Source organism: Brevundimonas sp. EU05-FHT14B11 (assembly GCF_058790835.1).
Genome location: NZ_JBYTCY010000003.1, coordinates 629,296 through 645,287, shown reverse-complemented (window position 1 = coordinate 645,287; position 15,992 = coordinate 629,296). Strand labels below are relative to the sequence as shown.

Here is a 15,992-nt window from a genome sequence, read left to right as displayed (position 1 = left end):
GCCGAAGCCCAATCGGTGGTCACGCAGGCCGCCAACTACGCCAAGTCGGGTCGTCCGACGCGCATCCTGATCGTCGGCCACGCCGACACCTCGGGTTCCGCGGCGTACAACATCGGCCTGTCGAACCGCCGTGCGCGCACTGTGGCTGACGCCCTGGTCGCCTCGGGCGTCAACGGCGGCGTGATCTCGCTGGACGGCAAGGGTGAAACCCAGCTGGCCCGCCCGACCGCCGACGGCGTTCGCGAGCCGCTGAACCGTCGCGCCACCATCGGCATCAACTTCCGCTAAAAACGGAAGCTGATCCGAAGCCTTCGGCCTCAAGCAGGCCGAAGGCCGGTAGGCCCAGACTACAGAGCCGCCGGTCCTCCAAAGAGGGCCGGCGGTTTTGCTTTGTCCGCCGCCGCGACGCCCGGGGTGGTCAAAGGCGCGCCCGGTCGCTATCTCCACGGCCTGTCTGAACGGGGTGGACCCACATGCGCGTGGCGATGATCGGAACCGGCTATGTGGGCTTGGTGTCAGGGGCCTGTTTCGCCGACTTCGGCCATGACGTGACCTGCGTCGACAAGGACCAGTCCAAGATCGACCGGCTGGAGAAGGGCGAGATCCCGATCTTCGAGCCCGGCCTGGACGATCTGGTCGCCTCGAACGTGCGCGGGGGCCGCCTGTCCTTCGCCCTGGACGGCGCCGAGGCGATTCGCGGCGCCGACGCCGTCTTCATCGCCGTGGGCACGCCGTCGCGCCGCGGCGACGGCCACGCCGACCTGTCCTATGTCTACGCCGCCGCCGAGGAGATCGCCGGCCTGATCGAGGGCTTCACCGTCGTGGTGACCAAGTCGACCGTCCCGGTGGGCACCGGCGACGAGATCGAACGCATCATTCGCGAACGCCGCCCCGACGCCGAGTTCGCCGTGGTCTCCAATCCGGAGTTCCTGCGCGAGGGCGCCGCCATCGAGGACTTCAAGCGGCCCGACCGCGTGGTGGTCGGCACCGAGGACGAACGCGCCCAGGCCGTGATGCGCGAGCTGTACCGTCCGCTGAACCTGAACGAGACGCCGATCCTGTTCACCGGTCGCCGCACGTCCGAACTGATCAAATATGCGGCCAACGCCTTCCTGGCGATGAAGATCACCTTCATCAACGAGATGGCGGACCTGTGCGAGGCGGTCGGCGCCGACGTGCAGCAGGTCGCGCGCGGCATCGGCCTGGACAAGCGGATCGGCGCCAAATTCCTGCACGCCGGCCCCGGCTACGGCGGCTCCTGCTTCCCCAAGGACACGCTCGCCCTGGTGCGCACGGCGGTGGACGCCGGCACGCCGGTGCGCCTGATCGAGACCACGGTCGAGGTCAACGACGCGCGCAAGAAGGCCATGGCCGGCCGCGTCTCCGCCGCTATGGACGGCGACCTGAAGGGCAAGACGGTCGCCCTGCTGGGCGTGACCTTCAAGCCGAATACCGACGACATGCGCGACGCCCCCTCGCTGGACGTGGCCCCGGCCCTGATGGCCCTGGGCGCGACGGTTCAGGCCTTCGACCCCGAGGGCATGCATGAGGCGTCCAAGCTGCTGGACGGCGTGGTGTTCAAGGACGGTCCCTATGAGGCCGTCACCGGCGCCGATGTGGTGGTGATCCTGACCGAGTGGGACCAGTTCCGGGCGCTGGACCTGGACCGCGTCAAGCTGCTGCTGCGTCAGCCGGTGATGGTGGACCTGCGCAACGTCTACCGCCCCGACGACATGCGGGCGCGCGGCTTCCGCTACACCTCGATCGGCCGGGCCTAGGCGACTATCGCGAGACGGTCCGGACCAGCTGGGCCTGGGCCTCGGCGACCGGATCGGGGCGGGGCAGGAGGACGCGGCCGGCGCCGATGACGACGGTCGCCGACAGCACCGCGGCGATGACCGCGATGGTGGCCAGCCTGAGGCCGTCTGCAAATTCCTGATGGTCCGGACGCAATCGTTCCCCCGAGTCGAACGTGCTTCCGTATCGAGCATTCGCGCGCCGGCTGTGCAAGTCACGGAACGGTGTGAGGCGCGGAAAAAGCGGCGTTACGGTCGGCTGGACCGGGGATGAAAGTGGTTAGTGGCTAGTGGTTAGTGGCTGGCCAGCCGGGTACGGCCTCACGGCCTGCGCCGCCCTTCCGCTGACGCCTGACGGTGCTGACGCCACGCTCGTTCTTTGGCTGCCTGCGGAAGGGCGGCGCGGAGGGCGCCGTCGCAGGCTGGCGGCCAGCCACTAACCACTAGCCACTAACCACTTGCCGGCCGCCGGCGGCCGCGCATGACGCACCGCCGCCGGAGCCAGTCAGATCAGCCGCGGAACGGGCGGATCAGGATTTCGACGCGGCGGTTCTGGGCCTTGCCGTCCGGGGTGGCGTTGGAGGCGATCGGCTGGCTCTCGCCGCGGCCATCGACGTACAGGCGGTCAGCCAGGACGCCGCGATCGACCAGGTAGCGGGCCACCGAGGAGGCGCGCTGGCGCGAGAGGTTCAGGTTGTAGTCGTCCGCGCCGTCCGAATCCGCGTGACCGACGATGTCGATCAGCGACTGGTCGTAGCGGTCCAGCACCGCGGCCACGTCGTCCAGGGTCGCATAGAAGCGCGCGTTGATGGACGACTGGTTCGAGGCGAAGGTCACGTCCGACGGCATGCGCAGGACCAGGTTGTCGCCCTGGCGCGCCACGCCGACGCCGGAGCCGGACAGTTCGGCTTCCAGCTCGCGCTGCTGACGGTCCATGTAGGAGCCGACCGCCGCCCCGCCCAGGGCGCCGATGCCGGCGCCGATGAGGGCGTTCTTGCGGCCTTCCTCGGAGTTGGAGGTGTTGGTCAGATAGCCCAGCAGGGCGCCGCCCAGGGCGCCGGCGATCACGCCGGTGCCGGTGTTGTTGCGGCGCGGAGTCGAGCTGTACGGGTCGGTGGTGGTGCAGGCGGCGGCGCCCAGCAGGGCGGCGATGCTCACGCCGGTGACGAAGAGTTTGGCGCGCATGATGGATCCTTTCGATCGTACGGGTTCTGGCCCTGAAACGCGGCCTTACAGTCAAGGTTCCTATCTGTACCGGAGCTGAACGGATCCGGTCGGATTTTTTCGGACGGCGCCCACGCTTTGCCAAGGTCGTGCCGCAGGGCGTATGGAAACCGCCAGACTGTCGACAAGGGTTCAGACGTGACCGAAGCCGCCCCCGCCCCGACCCGCGCCCTCGAGCCGGTGTCGATGAAATTGTACGATCAGGACTTCCAGGCCTTCGCCGACAAGCTGGGCCAGTCGTTCAAGCGCTACGGCTTCGCCGTCATCTCCGATCACGGCCTGGACGAGGCGGTGATCGAGGCGGCCATCGACGACTCCAAGGCCTTCTTCGCCCTGCCGGAAGACGTGAAGCGCCAGTACCACCAGCCGGGCACCGGCGGCGCGCGGGGCCTGACCCCGTTCGGCGTCGAAGCCGCCAAGGGCGCCGCCACCGTCGACCTGAAGGAGTTCTGGCATGTCGGCCGTGAACTGCCCGAGGGCCACCCCTACCGCAAATACATGCGCGACAACGTCTGGCCGACCGAGGTCGAGGGCTTCAAGGACCACCTGTACGGCATGTTCAGCGCCATGGACGCCCTGGGCGCCAAGGTGCTGCGCGGCATCGCCCGCTATCTGGAACTCGGCGACGACTTCTTCGCGGACAAGGTCCAGCTGGGCAATTCGATCCTGCGCATGCTGCACTATCCGCCGGTGCCGGCCGGCGCCTCGGGCGTCCGCGCCGGCGCGCACGAGGACATCAACGTCATCACCCTGCTGCTGGGCGCCGAGGAGCGCGGCCTGCAGCTGAAGGACGCCGACGGCGAATGGCTGGAAGTCGCGCCGCCGCCGGGCGCCCTGGTGGTCAACATCGGCGACATGCTGCAGCGCCTGACCAATCACGTCCTGCCGTCGACCAGCCACCGGGTGATCAACCCGACGCCGGAACGGGCCAGCTTCGCCCGCTACTCGACGCCCTTCTTCCTGCACTTCAACCCGGACTTCATGATCGAGACCCTGCCGTCCACGATCACGCCGGAAAACCCTGACCGCTACGCCGGACAGCCGCTGATGGCCGAGGACTTCCTGACCCAGCGGCTGAAAGAGATCCGGCTGATCTGACGGGCGGCAGCCGGCGGCGGTGCGCGACGGGCCGACGCTGGTGGCTGCGAGTGATTAGTGGTTAGTGACTAGTGGCTGGCCAGCAGGGTGCGGCCGTGTGGCCGGTGTCGCCCTTCCGCGGCCGCCGGCTACTGAGATGCCGCTCCGCGCGCTGTGTACGTCGCCAGCGGAAGGGCGGCGCAAACGGTCCCGTCGCAGGCTGGCGGCCAGCCACTAATCACTAGCCACTTCCCATCCACCAGCGCCTGCCGCCCGAGGCGCCGCCTACTTGGAAATGCGCAGCTGGCTGATGCTGCGGCCGATGGCGGCGAAGGCCGTCTTCAGCGAGGAGCCGTTCTGCGGCAGGTAGACGTAGTCCGGGCTGGTGGCGCAGGCCTGCATGACCTCGGTGGCCGTATCGACCGTTCCGGGCGTGGTGTCCGGCGTGCCCGAGATGTCGAAGCCCACGGTGTAGATGATGATGTTCTGCGCCTTCATGGCGTTGCACATGTTCACCGACTGCAGGAAGGGGCTGCCGTTGTTGGAATTGTGGTTGATCCAGCGGTCGTTCGAACCGCCGCCCGCGCCCGAGTCCCGCGCCCGCACGCCGTTGTAGTAGACCGCGTTGAACTCGCCGTCGGTCATGATGATCACCACCTTCAGCAGGTTCGGCGTGCCGTAGGGATCGGGCGTGCTTTCCGTCGGGAAGATGGAGGCGAAGGTCGGCGAGACCATGTACCAGCCCCAGCCCACGCCGATCTGGCCGGCGGTGCCGCCCTCGGCCTTGTAGGCGTTGATGCGGCTATGCAGCGTGTCGCGGTTGGTGGTCAGCGGCGTGAATGTGGTGGTCATGCAGCCGCCCTGACCGACGTTTGTCGTCCCGACATAGGAGAAGGCGACCTTGGACGTGGACGGGGCCGCGTCGGTGTAGGCGTTGGAGCCCACCCGCTCGCTGACGCAGCTGGACGCCTCGAAGATGCGCAGGTTGTTCTCGTTGTTCGTGAACAGGAAGTTGGCGCAGCCGTACTCGAGGCACTGCACCGTGCCGCCCGAGGTGTAGTTGGACACCGCCGCCACGGGGCCGACCATGTTGTTGATCGAGAAGGTCGAGTCCGTCTGCTTGGTGACGGTCTGGTAGAAGGGCGTCGAACCGCTGGGGCTGACGCTGTTCTGGGTGTTCAGCTGGGTCATGCCGCCGACGTTCAGCATGCGGACGTCCTCGCCCGTGGCCAGGCCGTGGCCGTTCGAGGTCACCACCACCTCGCAGGTCGAGACCAGGCAACGCCGGGCGATGCCGCTGCTGGCCGTATAGGTCTGGTAGCCCGTGGTGTTGATGGCCGACCCGGCGAGGGTCTGCAGGGAGAAGGTGTTGTTGTCGATCCTGACCACCTTGTAGGACTTGCCGTTCAGGTAGGAGGCTAGGTCGGTCTGGCCCGAATTGTTCCCGTCGGTCACCCCGCTGATCCAGACGAAATCGCCCGTGGAGTAGCCGTGGCTGTTCGCGGTGAAGACCCCGGGGCTGGCCTTCGTCATGGCGGTGATCGTCTTCTGGCTGTTGGCCACCATCCAGGCCGCGCCGGTGATGTTGGTGGCCCCGCGCGCGGCCCCGCGCACATCGTTCAGATAGCTGCCCGCGTTGACGCCCATCGAATAGGGCACCAGCGCCATTCGGGTCTTGTTGATGCTCTGGTTGGTCTGCACGACCAGGTCGACCAGATCGTTCGCCGCCTCCTGGAGGTCGGACAGGCGGGTCCCTTCCATCGAGCCGGTGATGTCCAGCACCAGCGACACCTCGATGTCCTTGGTCGCCCGGTTGACCTCGGAGTGGGCGCCCACCTGGATGTAGTCATCCATGAACTTGCCGTAGGGCGGCAGGAAGATGTTGGCGACCAGGGTCTTCACATCGACCTTGGAGCTGGCGACCACGATCTCGGACTTGTTCAGTACGAAGGTGGTGTCGGCCTCGCGCAGGGTGATGTTCGGATAGGCCTTCAGATTGGCTTTCAGGGCGGCCAGGCCGACGCGCTGGATGTTGACGTCGTCGGAGTAGGGCGAGCGGGCGGCGGCCAGGGTGGCGGCGTCCAGGGCGTCCTGCAGGTTGACCCGCACGGTCGAGGCGCGGTGGATATCGACCCCGCCGACGGTCATCAGGACCAGCACGGGCATGCTGAGGCCGAAGATCATGGCCACGTTGCCGCGTGTCTCGGACGCCATGCGGCGAACAAGGTTGCACGCGCCTCGGGCGATCCCGCTGATCCAGTGTCCGATAGCCATCGTCATCCCGGTCCTCGCCGCGGCACAGGGCGCCGACGGTCATCGGGGCGGAAGATGACCGAGTTCGGTTAAGGGAAGGCCTAACGGCGAGGGTTAACCCGGCGGTGACGAACCGCCGGGCTCTCTGGTTCAGGCGATCAGGCGTCCCAGCCGCAGGTCTTGCCGCGGTTCTGCACGGTCAGCCAGGCGTTCAGCGGCGCGAAATAGTCGGCCACCGCCGAGGCGTCGTTGCCGCGCTCGCCGGTGAAGGCTTCCATCGCTTCCGGCCACGGGCGCGACTGGCCCATCTCCAGCATCCGCTCGAAGCGCTCGCCCACCTCCTTGTTTCCGTAGATCGAGCAGCGGTGCAGCGGGCCCTGCCAGCCGGCCTGCTTGCAGGCCGCGCGCTGGAACTGGAACTGGTAGATGTGGGCCAGGAAGTAGCGGGTGTACGGAGTGTTGCCCGGGATGTGGTATTTGGCGCCCGGATCAAAGGCGTTGGCCGGACGCGGTCCCGGCGGCACAAGGCCCTGATATTTCAGCATGTTGGCCGACCAGGCGCTGTTGTACTCGGCCGGGCTGGTCTCGCCGTCGAAGACGCCCCAGCGCCAGCGGTCGACCATCAGGCCGAACGGCAGGAAGGCGATCTTGTCCAGCGCCATCTTGAGCAGGAAGGGAATGTCCTCTTCCGCGCCCGGCGTGGTCTGCAGCAGGCCGATCTGGTTCAGATAGGTGGGCGTCAGGGCCGACAGGCCGACGAAGTCGCCGATGGCCTCGTGGAAGCCGTCGTTCGCCCCGTTCTTGAACAGGAAGGGCTGATCCTTGTAGGCGCGCTGGTAGTAGTTGTGACCCAGCTCGTGGTGGACGGTGTAGAAGTCGTCGCCGTTCACCTGGGTGCACATCTTGATGCGGATGTCCTCGGCGTTGTCGAGGTCCCAGGCCGAGGCGTGGCAGACCACCTCGCGGTCGCGCGGCCGGGTGATCATCGACCGCTCCCAGAAGGTCTGGGGCAGGGCCGGCAGGCCCAGCGAGGTGTAGAAGCCCTCGCCCGTGCGGACCATGCGGGTGGCGTCGTACTGGGCGTTCGTCAGCAGCGCATCGAGGCTGTAGCTGGACGTCCCGCCGCTGGTCGGGGCCACGACGTCGTAGATGTTGCCCCACTGCTGCGACCACATATTGCCCAGCAGGTCGGCGCGGATCGGGCCGTGGTCGGGCTGGACGGCGTCGCCGTACTTCGCGTTCAGGCGGCCGCGCACATAGCAGTGCAGGTTCACGTAGAAGGGCTTCACCTGTTCCCACAGGCGGTCGGTCTCGGCGGCGAAGGCGTCCGGGTCCATGTCATAGCCCGCGCGCCACATGGCGCCGGTGTCGGCGAAGCCCAGCTCGCGGCTGCCCTCGTTGGCGATCTCGACCATGCGGGCGTAGTCGGCGGCCATGACCGGCGAGATGGTGCGCCAGCCCTCGTACAGGGCCTTGGTCTCGTTGGGATCGCGGCTCTCGGCGATCAGGACGTTGGCGTCGTCCAGCGTGATCTGGCGGCCCTGATACTCGAACTTGCCGACGGAGTAGGTCGAGTCCAGGCGGGTGGTGATCTCGGCCAGTTCATTGGCGGCGCCCGGACGGTTCGGGGCGGGCAGGACGATGCCGAGGCGCAGCAGGTTCAGCTTGCGGCGGACATCGGCCGGAACCTGGACGTCGTTGAAGGCGGCGGCCTGGTTGGCCAGCTCGACCTGGGTCTCGGTGACCTCGGCGTTGATGCGGCTCTCCAGCCACATGGTGTCGTAGGTGATGTTGGTGGCGCGGGTCCACTGGATGCGCGCGGCCTCTTCGCTCAGCGCGGCCAGCCGGGTCTCGGCGGCGGCGACGAAGGCGGCGGCGCCTTCAGTCGTGACGGGCCAGGTCTGGGTCGCGGACGCCGGGGCGGCTGCATCGGTCGCGGCCGGGGCGGCGGCGCTGTCGGCGTGGCTCAGGCCGGCGCAGGCGGCGACGCCGAAGGCGAGCGCGCAGACGGCGGTCGCGGTCATCAGGGTACGCTTCATAGGCTCCTCCTCGCGGCCTCCCGCCGCTGGTTTGGCGACAAGGGACGCGCGCCGGCCGATGGCGTCAAGCGGTCAGCGGTGCGGATCTAGCGAAGGACGCAGCGCGCCAGGCCCTCGTTCCGGACCGTGCCCATGGCCGCCTGGACCCGCGAGGCGCGGCGACGGACATAGGGGCCGGGCGCCGCCGCCTTGTAGCGGCGCGGGCTGGGCAGGATGGCGGCCAGGCGGGCGGCTTCGCGGGCGGTCAAATCCTTGGCGCTCTTTCCGTACCAGTGCCGCGCGGCGGCCTCGGCGCCGTAGATCCCCGGTCCCCATTCGGCGACGTTCAGATAGACCTCCATGATCCGGCGCTTGCCCCAGGTGGTCTCGATCAGAAGGGTGTAGCCGGCCTCCAGCCCCTTGCGGATCCAGTCCCGGCCCGGCCACAGGAAGACGTTCTTGGCGGTCTGCTGGCTGATGGTGGAGCCGCCGCGGATGCGGCCGCTTCCGCGCTTCTCGGCCCTGGCGTTGGTCTGCAGCGCCTTCTCGATGGCCTTCATGTCGAAGCCGGCGTGGGCGCAGAAGGTGGAGTCTTCCGAGGCGATCACCGCCTCGACCAGACGAGGCGAGATGTCGTCGAGCGAGCGCCAGCGGTAGTCCCGGCCGGAGCCCTCGAACAGCCGGGCCGTCATCAGCCAGGTCTGGGGCGGCGGCACGAAACGGTACAGCGCCACGCTCCCGACCAGCAGCACGGTCAGCATCAGGAAGACGGTCAGGATCGGCCGCCGCCTCTTTGGTTTGGGAGCCCCCGTCATGCGCCGATGTTGGGCGGCTCCTCGGGCGGGCGCAAGAGGTCAGGCGGCGAGGGTGGGCGGCGAGCCCTTGGTGCCGCATTCCAGGCCCGCGGCGCGCACGTCGGCCTCGCCGATCCCGGCGCCGACCAGCTTCAGGATCTCCTCCAGAACGCTGTCCAGCGGGGCGGCGACCCCGGCCAGGATGTCGCGCAGGGTCGCGGGCAGCCCCGGCAGGGAGATGCCCAGCAGCCCCAGCACCTGCACGTCCAGATGGGCGTTGGCCACCAGGCTGGTCAGGGTCGAGCCGAGGATGCCCTTGGCGCCGATGGTCTGGGCCTTCAGGCTGTTGATGTCGGCGCGGTGGAAACGCAGGCGGGTGTCGCCGGAATCGCCGACATTGATGCGGGCGGCGGCGCGGACCTTCAGGACGGCGGTATCCAGGATCGCGGCGGGCGACAGGGCGGCGTCGCGCGAGAAGTCGGACAGCTTCGAGGACTCGATCTCGCCCAGGGCGACGCTGGCGATGCCGGACCGGGCGGTGACGTCGAAACTGTCCTCGCGGCAGTTGATGGAGGTCAGGGCCGCCTTGCCGCTGGCCACCTCGGCGTAGACCGGCAGGTGGACCCGACCCAGGCCGGCCAGATTCGCGGTGGTGACGTCCACATGCAGCCGGACCTGGGCGGTGCGCACCACGGTCGTGCCGTCGCGGGCCACGGTCAGCCAGGGGGATTTCTGCTCGCGTTCCCCGACGGCCAGGCGGACCTTGGCGGTGACGGGGCCGTCGACATCGGCGTTCAGATCAATGGTCTGCGGCCCGGCGGCCTCGCCCAGGGCGGCGTTGAGCAGGTCCCAGACGGGAACCTTGGCGCTGATATCGCCCTTCACGCCCGACGCGACATTGATCAGGGAGCCGAGGCGCAGGTTTCGGTCCGGCCCGGTGGCCAGCGTGGCGGAGATGCTCTTCAGGGCCAGGTTGGTCGGGCCTGTCGTGCCCTTCGCCATGGCGTCGACCAGTTGGCGGGTCGACAGGTCGCGGGTCAGCAGGTTTTCGCGGTCGTCGGCGGACAGGACGCGGCCCAGTTCGTCCAGCAGGTCGTCGACGTCCAGGCTGGAGGCCAGCATGTTGTCATAGGACAGGGCGGTCAGCTTGATCTCGCGTCCGATCAACTGGGACAGGATGGCGTTGGCCAACGGGGGGTCCAGGGTCAGCAGGCGCGAGCCGATGGAGAAGGCGGCGGCGTCGCGCGCCGGGCGGATGGCCACGGCGGTCTTCTGCACCCGCACCGACCCGATGCCGAGCACGGAGCCGAAGAACAGGGGCACGTCCTCGCGCAACACCACGCGAACGGCGTCGGGAACGGGCCCTTCGGGGTTGAAGCGGTCGGCCACGGCGACATCGGCCTTTGCCTGATACTCGCCCAGGGCGACCTGTTCGATGCGCGCGCCGGACTGCTTCAGGCTCAGCACGCGTCGCACGGTGCTCTCGGCGGTGGTCAGGTCGCCGGCGGCCGAGACGGCGGCGGTGTCGGCCAGTCCCTGCAGCGCGCGGGCGCGGAATTCGACCGAGGCGGCGTCGACCGTGGCGGCGGTCGCGGTGATGACGAGCACGGCCAGCAGCACCGAGAGGGCGCCGACCCCGCCCCGCTGGTCGCGGCGCAGGCGTTTGAGAAAACTGGTCATCCTGCGGCCTCCGGAATGACGACGACGGCCTCGCGGGTGACGGCGGGGTTGGGCATGGGAATGAGCCGCGCCAGGTCGTAGTCAGGCAGGGTCGTGGTCACGGACACGGCGTAGAGGTCGCCGTCGCGCCAGGCGCGCCAGGTGCGGGTCGCGCCCTTCTCCAGCGGCACGCGCGCCACGGCGCCGGTCATCAGGCCAGAAACGATGGTCTGGCGCTCTGTGTCGTCCAGGCCCGCCACGGCGGCGCGGGCTCCGTCACTGGCCAGGTTCTGGGTCTGCGACGCGACCGTGAACCAGCGGCTGTAGAAGATGCCGCCGGCGACGAGGGCGAGCAGGACCGGAGCGAGTATGGCGAACTCCACCGCGGCTCCCCCGCGGCGGTTGCGCATGAGCGTGAGGATTACCGGGCGCGACATGGGGGCGCCTTTCCGGCGCCGGATGTGGAGTTGAGAATGGTGTCGGCCATGGTCCGCCGGGTCTTCGGACATTCGGCCATCGAGACGATGCGCCATTCTTCGGGAGAGAGGTCCGCCATAGACACCGGCTTGGGCCGCGTGCGCTGGGGCGCCTCGGTGCGGGGCGGGACCTCTAGTCCCAAGAAGCCAGGAATGGGTTTGGCGTGCGACATGGTCACAGCCTAACGCCACAATGGCTAATACACCCTAAACGGGTAGATGGTAATTTATACGCGTAGAAATGGTCATTTCACCCTAGTAGAAATACGCATCGGAAGACGATGTTTCGAGAATCTGCGAATTTCGGACGAATTCATCCCTGAATGAGATTCAGGTGTCGGCGACCCCCGCGCCGCCGTCCTCGTCGGCCCAGGCGATGCGCCGGGCGTCCGCGCTCATGGCCAGGGCCACGATGGGGGCGCCCTTCTCGGCCTTCAGGAAGTTCAGGCCCTGGCCGGCCGGATCGGCCAGCCAGACGCGCCCGTCGTTCAGCCCGGCGGCCAGCAGGCCGGCCTTCGGCGTCGACGCGACCAGGGTGACCAGGCTGCTTTCGTCAAAGCCGATCTCGGTGGCCTCGCGCCCCATCGGACCGTTGGCGCCGACGAAAGGCCACAGCACGGCGCCCTGCGCGCCCGAGGTGGCCATCAGCTGGCCGTTGGACAGGAAGCTGACCGACTTCACCTTGCCGGGGTAGCCGCCCATGCGCAGGTTCTTCTGGTCCTTGATCCGCCAGCCGTGCAACTGGTTGTCCTGCATGGCGGTGACGACGAAGGCGCCGTCCGGCGAGAAGGCCACGCCGGTATGCGATCCGGCCCACTTCAGCAGGGTCGGCTTCTGGTCGGCGATGCGGGCGAACCACAGCGCCGCGCCGCCGTAGGTCGAGGTCGCGATCCGCCGGCCCTTGGGCTCGAACGCCACGCCAGAGACGGTGCGCTCGTGCACGAAGTCGCGGCGGAAGGCGGCGTCCTTGGCGTCGATCACCGACAGGGTCTTGCCCGCCGAGAAGGCGATCAGCCCGCTTTCGGCCGAGGCGGCGATGGAATCGATCCACGCGCCCTTGGCGGTGGCCAGCAGGCCGGCCTCGCCCTTGCGGTGCCAGATCACCCGGCCGTCGTCGCCCCCGGTCAGGACGCCCTCGCCCGACGGGTGGGCGCAGGCGCACAGGATCGCGCCGTCGTGGGCGATGCTGAAGGCGCCGTCCTCGAACCGCACCGCGCCGTCGCCCAGGGCGAAGACCGCGCCGTCCTTCTCGAACAGGGCGGCGGTGGGCTGGGCATCGAACTGGAAGAGGGTCATGTCTCGGCCTTGTGGGTCTCGACCCACCGGCGGGTCATGAACTCCGCCGAGGCGTATGCCTCCTGCAGCGCCACGTTCCAATAGGTCAGGGCGTCCAGCGGGATGGCCGCGCCGGACACCGCGCAGCGCACGAAGTCGCCGGGCTGAACCACCTCGAAGTCGGGGGTGCCGTAATGCAGCACGGCTTCGCGATGCGGGGCGAGGGGCGGGTTCACCAGGGCAGCGCCTCGCCGTTCCAGCGGAGGAAGCGGTTCAGCGACGCGCCGACGATCAGCGCGGTCCTGGGCTCGGGTGCGATCAAGCCGCGCACGCCTCGAACCCGGCCTTCAGCGCCGCCTCGTCCAGATCGCGGCCGATGAAGACGGCGCGCGACCAGCGGCGTTCCTTGTCGCCCCACGGCTTCTGCAGGTCGCCCTCCAGGATCATGTGCACGGCCTGGAAGACCAGGCGGCGGTCCTCGCCGGCCACCTCGATGATGCCCTTGGCGCGCAGGATGTTCTGGCCCTGCTCGCCCAGCAGCTTGTCCAGCCAGGCGGTGAATTTCTGGCCGTCCATCGGACGGTCCAGCGACAGGGCGATGCCCTTGATGTCGTCCTCGTGCGCGTGGCCGCGCGGACCGTGGTCGTGCCCATGATCATGCCCGTGATCATGGTCATGATGATCATGGTCGTGATCATGACCGCAGTGGTCGTCGTGCACATGGCCGTCCGCGCCGTGCGGCGGATTGACGAAGTCGGGACGCACCTCGGTGATCCGGTCGAGGTCGAAACCGTGCACGCCCAGCACCTGGTCCAGCGGCACATTGGCCCGCTCGGTGCGGGTGATGGGGGCCAGGGGGTTGAGCGCGCGCAGGCGGCGCTCGACTTCGTTCAGCTCCTCGGCGGTGACCAGGTCGACCTTGTTCAGGATGATGCGGTCGGCGAAGGCGACCTGCTCACGGGCCTCCTTGGAGTCGTCCAGGCGCGCCATCACGTGCTTGGCGTCGACCAGGGCGGTGACGCTGTCCAGCTGGGTCTTGGCCTTGACCTCCTCGTCGACGAAGAAGGTCTGGGCCACCGGGCCGGGGTCGGCCAGGCCGGTGGTCTCGACGATGATGGCGTCGAAGGCGGGCTTGCCCGGACGCTGGCGCTTCATCAGGCCGGCGACGACGCGGATCAGGTCGCCGCGCACCGTGCAGCAGACGCAGCCGTTGTTCATCTCGAACACGTCCTCATCGGCGCCGACCACCAGGTCGTTGTCGATGCCGATCTCGCCGAACTCGTTGACGATGACGGCGTAGCGCTTGCCGTGGTCCTCGGTGAGGATCCGGTTCAGCAGGGTGGTCTTGCCCGCGCCGAGATAGCCGGTGAGGACGGTGACGGGGATCTTGGCGTTTGCGGCGGAAGCGGTGTCGGTCATGGGCCGCTAGATGGCGGTTGGGGCGCCGGAAGGGAAGGGGGCTGGCCACTTGCTGGTCGATGCAACTTCAGGGGGATTTTCGCCTTGCGAAGACGGGAGAAGGTGGTGAAGCTTCGCCGTGAACCCTGGAGGCCCGCCCCCGATGAGACTTCCTCCAAGCTATTTTCGTCCCTTCGACAAGGTCTACCGGGCCGTGACGGCGGACATTCGTAGTAGGGCGGCCACCCTCTCCGGCGACGACCGGACGTGGCTGGAGCGGCTCGTCGTGACGTTCCTGGAAGAGCGACAGCGCTGGAACGACAGTGGGGAGCTGGCGGGATACCGGGCGATCTGGCTGCGTCTGAACACGCCCTTGCTGCGGCTGGCCGCCGGGGCCTACCTCCATGTCGCCTATGATCTGCCCCGGGCCATGGCGAACGACTGGCCGGGCCAGGGACGGTGGGCGCACGCGCCCACCGTCGCGCGGGGCGAGGGCGTCTTCATGGGACTGGCTTCGATCTTTCCCCTGCATTTCCAGTTGAGCCTGGGGCTGGGGTGGCTGCCGTTTGGCCTGTTCCGGGACTATCTGGACGCCCCCATGGATCGGCTCAGGCGGGGCGCCTGGGCGCACGCCCGCATCCTGGCCACCGAACCCGGTCGCCCTCAGCGCGAAGCCGCGATGGCGGAGGCCCTGACCATGGGTCTGAAGGATGCGTGGGATCTGCAGCCGTGGAAGATCAAGAAATTCCTCCGGCCGCCCGACGGCGCCGTGTTTCCCGTCGTGACCGTTCCCCTGCTGACGCTGGTCGCGGGCAGTTCGCTGGCGACCGGGCTCACCGTCGCGGTGGTCCTATGGGGCCTTTTCGAGTGGCGTCTCTACGTGGCCCGGAATCGGCAGATGCAGCGCGAGTTCATCGCGACCTGGGGCGAGATGCTCGAGGACTATGTACGCGTCGCGGTGCGGGAGCCCGAAGACCTAGAGCGCTTCCGGCGTCAGCGCCGCATCGACCTGAGGCTTGATACCGCGGACTGATCCGCGGTCGCTCAGCAGTCCGGACAGTCCGGCAGCGCCCCGCTTTCCAGCTGAAGCGTGGTGTGGCCGATCTGGAAGCGGGCGCGGGCCAGGGTCTGGGCCTCCGCCAGCAGGGCGTCGGCGTCGGCGCGCTCGTGGACCAGATGGGCGGTCAGGGCGGTGTCGGTGGTCGACAGCCCCCAGATGTGCAGGTCGTGCACGGCGCGGACGCCGGGCAGGGCCAGGAAGGCGGCCCGAACGGCCTCGACGTCGACGTTCCGCGGCGCGGCGTCCAGCGCCAGGTTCACCGAGTCCTTAAGCAGGCCCCAGGTGCCGAGCAGGATCACCACCACGATGGCGATGCTGACCAGGGGATCCACGATCGACCAGCCGGTCAGCAGGATGACGCCCCCGGCGATGACCACGCCGATGGAGACCGCCGCGTCGGCCATCATGTGCAGATAGGCGCCGCGGACGTTCAGGTCCTTGTGCTGGTCCTTCATGAACAGCAGGGCGGTGCCCAGGTTGATCACGAAGCCGATGCCCGCCACGATCATGATGGTGACCGAGCCGACCGGGGCCGGTTCGGCCAGGCGGCGCACGGCCTCGAAGGCGATGGCGCCGCAGGCGAAGATCAGCAGCAGGGCGTTGAACAGGGCGGCGAGCACCGTGGCCTTGCCGTAGCCGTAGGTCTTCTGCGACCCGCCCGCGCGGCGCGCCAGCCAGGCCGCGCCCCCGGCCATCGCCAGGCCCAGCACGTCCGACAGATTATGCCCGGCGTCGGCCATCAGGGCGGTCGAGCCGCTGATGATCCCGGCCCCGAACTCCACGGCCACGAAGGCCAGGTTGACGATCAGGCCGACGGCGTAGCGCCAGTCGCCGGTGTCGACCGGGCCGTGATGATGGCCCCCGGGCCCATGGCTGTGCCCATGCCCATGGTCATGGGCGTGGTCGGCATGATCGTGTGCGTGGTCGTGTCCGTGCGCCATGCGGCGTCCTTAGGCTCCGTC

Annotated in this window: 15 protein-coding genes; 4 read left to right on the top strand and 11 right to left on the bottom strand. The window is 68.6% G+C overall.

Annotated features, from left to right (window positions below; all coding sequences use genetic code 11):
* Nucleotides 1-288: OmpA family protein (locus AC3WRV_RS16495; RefSeq protein WP_492314084.1), on the top strand; the 288-nt coding region annotated here is incomplete at its 5' end.
* Nucleotides 289-473: 185 nt separating this feature from the next.
* Complete coding sequence (locus AC3WRV_RS16490; protein ID WP_291838775.1) at nucleotides 474-1,778, top strand: UDP-glucose dehydrogenase family protein; 1,305 nt, start codon at nucleotides 474-476, stop codon at nucleotides 1,776-1,778.
* A gap of 4 nt (nucleotides 1,779-1,782) precedes the next feature.
* On the opposite strand, the gene AC3WRV_RS16485 is transcribed toward AC3WRV_RS16490, so the two are convergent.
* Nucleotides 1,783-1,953, bottom strand: coding sequence for a hypothetical protein (locus AC3WRV_RS16485; RefSeq protein WP_291838777.1), 171 nt, complete (start codon nucleotides 1,951-1,953; stop codon nucleotides 1,783-1,785).
* 353 nt (nucleotides 1,954-2,306) lie between these two features.
* Nucleotides 2,307-2,981 (bottom strand): YiaD family glycine zipper/OmpA-like lipoprotein, encoded by a 675-nt coding sequence (locus tag AC3WRV_RS16480; RefSeq protein WP_291838780.1) that lies wholly within the window; start codon nucleotides 2,979-2,981, stop codon nucleotides 2,307-2,309.
* Between the two features lie 225 nt (nucleotides 2,982-3,206).
* Between AC3WRV_RS16480 and AC3WRV_RS16475 the strand changes: the two genes are divergently transcribed.
* Nucleotides 3,207-4,118, top strand: coding sequence for an isopenicillin N synthase family dioxygenase (locus AC3WRV_RS16475; protein ID WP_492314098.1), 912 nt, complete (start codon nucleotides 3,207-3,209; stop codon nucleotides 4,116-4,118).
* Between the two features lie 264 nt (nucleotides 4,119-4,382).
* Here the strand turns inward: AC3WRV_RS16475 and AC3WRV_RS16470 are convergent, their stop codons facing one another.
* The 8 genes from AC3WRV_RS16470 to AC3WRV_RS16435 all read right to left on the bottom strand — a co-directional run bounded on the left by AC3WRV_RS16470 (nucleotide 4,383) and on the right by AC3WRV_RS16435 (nucleotide 13,991).
* A complete protein-coding gene (locus AC3WRV_RS16470; protein ID WP_492314083.1) occupies nucleotides 4,383-6,377 on the bottom strand; it encodes a pilus assembly protein TadG-related protein in 1,995 nt (664 codons plus the stop codon).
* A 131-nt stretch (nucleotides 6,378-6,508) separates the two neighbouring features.
* On the bottom strand, nucleotides 6,509-8,389 hold the full coding sequence (locus AC3WRV_RS16465) for a M2 family metallopeptidase (protein ID WP_492314082.1): 1,881 nt from the start codon (nucleotides 8,387-8,389) through the stop codon (nucleotides 6,509-6,511).
* An 86-nt stretch (nucleotides 8,390-8,475) separates the two neighbouring features.
* Complete coding sequence (mtgA, locus tag AC3WRV_RS16460; protein ID WP_492314081.1) at nucleotides 8,476-9,183, bottom strand: monofunctional biosynthetic peptidoglycan transglycosylase; 708 nt, start codon at nucleotides 9,181-9,183, stop codon at nucleotides 8,476-8,478.
* Between the two features lie 39 nt (nucleotides 9,184-9,222).
* A complete protein-coding gene (locus AC3WRV_RS16455; RefSeq protein WP_492314080.1) occupies nucleotides 9,223-10,842 on the bottom strand; it encodes a TadG family pilus assembly protein in 1,620 nt (539 codons plus the stop codon).
* Nucleotides 10,839-11,258: a TadE/TadG family type IV pilus assembly protein gene (locus AC3WRV_RS16450; RefSeq protein WP_291840584.1), complete on the bottom strand. Its 420-nt coding sequence runs from the start codon at nucleotides 11,256-11,258 to the stop codon at nucleotides 10,839-10,841. Before AC3WRV_RS16450 ends, AC3WRV_RS16455 begins: the two co-directional genes overlap by 4 nt.
* Before the next feature lie 369 nt (nucleotides 11,259-11,627).
* The gene (locus AC3WRV_RS16445) at nucleotides 11,628-12,593 is read right to left on the bottom strand and encodes a WD40 repeat domain-containing protein (RefSeq protein WP_492314079.1); all 966 of its coding nucleotides are present in this window, start codon (nucleotides 12,591-12,593) and stop codon (nucleotides 11,628-11,630) included.
* The gene (locus tag AC3WRV_RS16440; RefSeq protein ID WP_492314078.1) at nucleotides 12,590-12,808 is read right to left on the bottom strand and encodes a DUF2093 domain-containing protein; all 219 of its coding nucleotides are present in this window, start codon (nucleotides 12,806-12,808) and stop codon (nucleotides 12,590-12,592) included. The genes AC3WRV_RS16445 and AC3WRV_RS16440 overlap by 4 nt, the downstream gene beginning before the upstream one ends.
* Before the next feature lie 82 nt (nucleotides 12,809-12,890).
* Entirely contained in the window at nucleotides 12,891-13,991 is a 1,101-nt protein-coding gene (locus AC3WRV_RS16435) for a CobW family GTP-binding protein (RefSeq protein WP_492314077.1), read from the bottom strand.
* A 142-nt stretch (nucleotides 13,992-14,133) separates the two neighbouring features.
* On the opposite strand from AC3WRV_RS16435, the gene AC3WRV_RS16430 reads away from it, so the two are divergent.
* Entirely contained in the window at nucleotides 14,134-15,003 is an 870-nt protein-coding gene (locus AC3WRV_RS16430; RefSeq protein ID WP_492314076.1) for a hypothetical protein, read from the top strand.
* A gap of 11 nt (nucleotides 15,004-15,014) precedes the next feature.
* Here the strand turns inward: AC3WRV_RS16430 and AC3WRV_RS16425 are convergent, their stop codons facing one another.
* A complete protein-coding gene (locus tag AC3WRV_RS16425; protein WP_492314075.1) occupies nucleotides 15,015-15,971 on the bottom strand; it encodes a cation diffusion facilitator family transporter in 957 nt (318 codons plus the stop codon).
* Between the last annotated feature and the right edge of the window lie 21 nt (nucleotides 15,972-15,992).